This window comes from Gemmatimonas sp. (genome assembly GCF_041689975.1).
GTDB lineage: Bacteria > Gemmatimonadota > Gemmatimonadetes > Gemmatimonadales > Gemmatimonadaceae > Gemmatimonas.
On the sequence record NZ_JBDNFF010000264.1, the window covers coordinates 1 to 2,993 of the forward strand.

Below are 2,993 nucleotides of genomic sequence, written 5' to 3' on the forward strand. Positions count from 1 at the left end.
AGCGCAAACAGCGCTGGCTCTCCTGAACAAATCCATCGTTGGGGCACGATTGCATAGTGTCCAACGCGGCCGGAGGGATCGTCTCGATCAGCAGTAATCGCCAGGCCAGACGGCCCATGCATGTACTGCCACCTCAGATATGCGAGATCGCGATATCTTCGATCTTTTGGAAAGACCTGTTCGAGGAGTTCCTGTGAGCGCCCCACATCCAACAATTGTTGCCCCTTGTCATCTCCTCGTAGACGGCGAGCAATCATCTCGAACTTGATTTCGACCGCCGATTGAGACCAAACACCCGGGCCTGAGTATACCGCCGGGCCCCTCGCCTCGACCCCCTACTTGCGCGCCGACTGAATCCCGTAGCATTCGGGCCGATGGTCAAGGCGAAAGAAGAACAGCAGACTGCCCACCGTCGATCCGTGCCGATGGCCGTGTTCGCCGTCGGGCTTCTCTTCGCGCCCGGGCTCGCTTATGTACTCGGGGTGCGCGGTGAGCCGATCGAGAATCGCTCCAGTCGCCCGCTCCCCGGATCGTCGTCGGGATGGAACGTCTTCGGCGACTTCGGCGACTTCGTCGCCGACCGCCTCACACTTCGCAAGGAAGCCGTCGAAGCCGATGCTTGGATCGATGAGAACATGTTCGACGAGGACCCTGCGTTCGGCGGAGGCGCTACTGCGCGCGTAATCCGTGGGGACGATGGCTTCCTGTTCCTCGCCGATGCGATCGATACCGCATGCTCTCCGCACGCGCCGGTCGCCGAGACTGTGGCCAACCTTGACCGCCTAGCGACCATCATCGAACGGTCCGGCCGCGAGATGGTCGCCATGGTCGCCCCGGACAAGAGCACGGTTCATCCGCAGCTTCTCCCGGACGACCTCGCAACGTTCGACTGCTTCGAGCAGTACACCGAAGATCTGTGGACGTCCTTGTCGGCTGCCGACATCCCGGGATATCACGATCTACGAGCGTTGCTCCAGCGGGAGTCAAGCACCACCCGTGAACCGCTGTACCTTCGCAAAGATAGTCACTGGGACAGCCGGGGCTCGCTGGCAATGGTGCAGATGCTCGTCGATTCGCTGGCGCCAGGCCTGTGGAATCCTGACGATGTCGAATACATCGGTCTGGGGGCGTACACCGGCGATCTCACTGGCATGCAGGGCAACCCCGAGGTCGACCAGGCGCCGATGTACGCCCTTTCGCGCGAGAGCGTTGTCGCCGAGGAAACCGAGGTCCTCGATGACATCGAGGGTGGGCCCAACAGGCGGTTCAAGAATAACGGGCCTGAAGGTCGCCTAATTTCAGGACGGTCCGTTCTCTTCCTCGACTCGTTCGGGCTGGTCGCGCTTCCGCAACTCGTCCCCTATTTTGAGGATCTCACAGTGATACGGCTGGTCGACTTTCCGACCGAGAGTGAGCGGTTCATCTCCCTGATAGGTGAGTCTGATCGCGTCATTGTGCTCACGGTTGAACGTGGTGCCAGCTACCGCCTCAGCTTCGAGATCGGCGCACCCGAGTTCCTCGACCGGCTCGAGTCCGGATTGAGCAGATAGTCCGGATGGTCTTCTCCGACCCGATCTTTTTGTACACGTTCCTACCAGCGGTGCTGCTGATCTTCTGGGCCGGGGCATGGAAGGCGCGCAATGTCTTCCTTTGCATTGCCGGTTCCGTTTTCTACATGTGGGGTGGAGGTGAGTTCGTCATCCTGCTGCTGGCGTCAATCGGCCTCAACCATGGGGCTGCCGTCTACATCGATCGCGAACGATCGACGAACCCGCGCCGATGCCGGTGGGTGGTGCGCGCGGTCGTCGTGCTCGACCTGCTGGCACTGGCCGTGTGGAAGTACGGCGGATTCGTCGTCGAGCAGACGACAGCACTGCTTCGCCAAGTTGGCATCGAAGCAGGTGCCACGTTGTCGCTCGCCCTTCCGATCGCGATCAGTTTCTTTACATTCCAGAGCATCAGCTACGTGCTCGACGTATCACGCGGCACGACACAGCCAGCCGACCGGCTGGTCGATTACGCGGCATACATGCTGCTCTTCCCCCAACTCATCGCCGGCCCGATTGTACGCTACGAGGAAGTTCATCGGGATTTGGTGATGCTGCCGCGCCGGCGACTGGACGATTTCGCAATGGGCGCACCCAGGTTCTTTTGGGGGCTGGCGAAGAAGGTCCTCATCGCTGACCAGATGGCGGCCATCGCCAACCATGTATACGCGCTACCCGACAACCGAATCACGACCGCCACGGCCTGGATCGGCGTATTCGCGTACGCGCTCCAGATCTACTTCGACTTTTCCGGCTACTCCGACATGGCAATCGGCCTCGCCTGCATGTTCGGGTTCGGCTTCCCAGAGAACTTCGACCGGCCGTACTCCGCACACTCGGTGACCGACTTCTGGAGACGGTGGCACATCACGTTGTCGTCGTGGTTTCGGGACTATGTGTACGTCCCACTTGGAGGCAATAGGGACGGACCGTGGAGGACCTATCGCAACCTGGCGATCGTCTTCGCACTCACGGGTATCTGGCATGGGGCGAACTGGACCTTCATCGTGTGGGGGGCTTTCCACGGCGCGTGCCTGATTATCGAACGGCTCACAGGGACCGGCACGCTGGACGCCCGCCGGCTCGCACTCCCCCGACGCCTTCTTACCTTCATGCTCGTGTGCATCGGCTGGGCTATGTTCCGCGCTGGTGACGTTGCGCAAGGCTGGTCAATGATCTTTGCGATGATCACACCTCAAGGGATGGGCCTGCCCGTCACGCTCGAGGAGCTGCTGTCGAATCAGCGACTCGCTTACTTCGCACTCGGCGCATGCGTGCTCATCCTGCCTCGGGCACCTTCATTCGGGAGCCGACTATCAGTGCCGGGCGGGACTGCACGCGCCCGAGTTCGCACACTTGTCATTGCGACCGTCGCTCCGGTTGCGTGCCTGTACACACTCTCGAGCACGTTCAGCCCGTTCCTCTATTTCCAGTTCTGATCACGAC

2 protein-coding genes are annotated in these 2,993 nt (G+C 60.9%); both read left to right on the plus strand.

The features are described 5' to 3' along the window. The first annotated feature begins 374 nt into the window (after positions 1–374). Positions 375–1,550 carry an alginate O-acetyltransferase AlgX-related protein gene (locus tag ACESNG_RS16565; RefSeq protein WP_373069819.1) on the plus strand — a complete coding sequence of 392 codons (1,176 nt, stop codon included), beginning with the start codon at positions 375–377 and terminating at the stop codon, positions 1,548–1,550. 5 nt (positions 1,551–1,555) lie between these two features. Next, positions 1,556–2,986: an MBOAT family protein gene (locus ACESNG_RS16570; protein ID WP_373069821.1), complete on the plus strand. Its 1,431-nt coding sequence runs from the start codon at positions 1,556–1,558 to the stop codon at positions 2,984–2,986. The last annotated feature ends 7 nt before the right edge of the window (positions 2,987–2,993 follow it).

What these genes read in the sequence shown, in the direction of transcription:
- ACESNG_RS16570 (WP_373069821.1), top strand. Translation starts at nt 1,556, where the DNA reads ATGGTCTTCTCCGACCCGATCTTTTTGTACACGTTCCTACCAGCGGTG.
- ACESNG_RS16565 (WP_373069819.1), top strand. Translation starts at nt 375, where the DNA reads ATGGTCAAGGCGAAAGAAGAACAGCAGACTGCCCACCGTCGATCCGTG.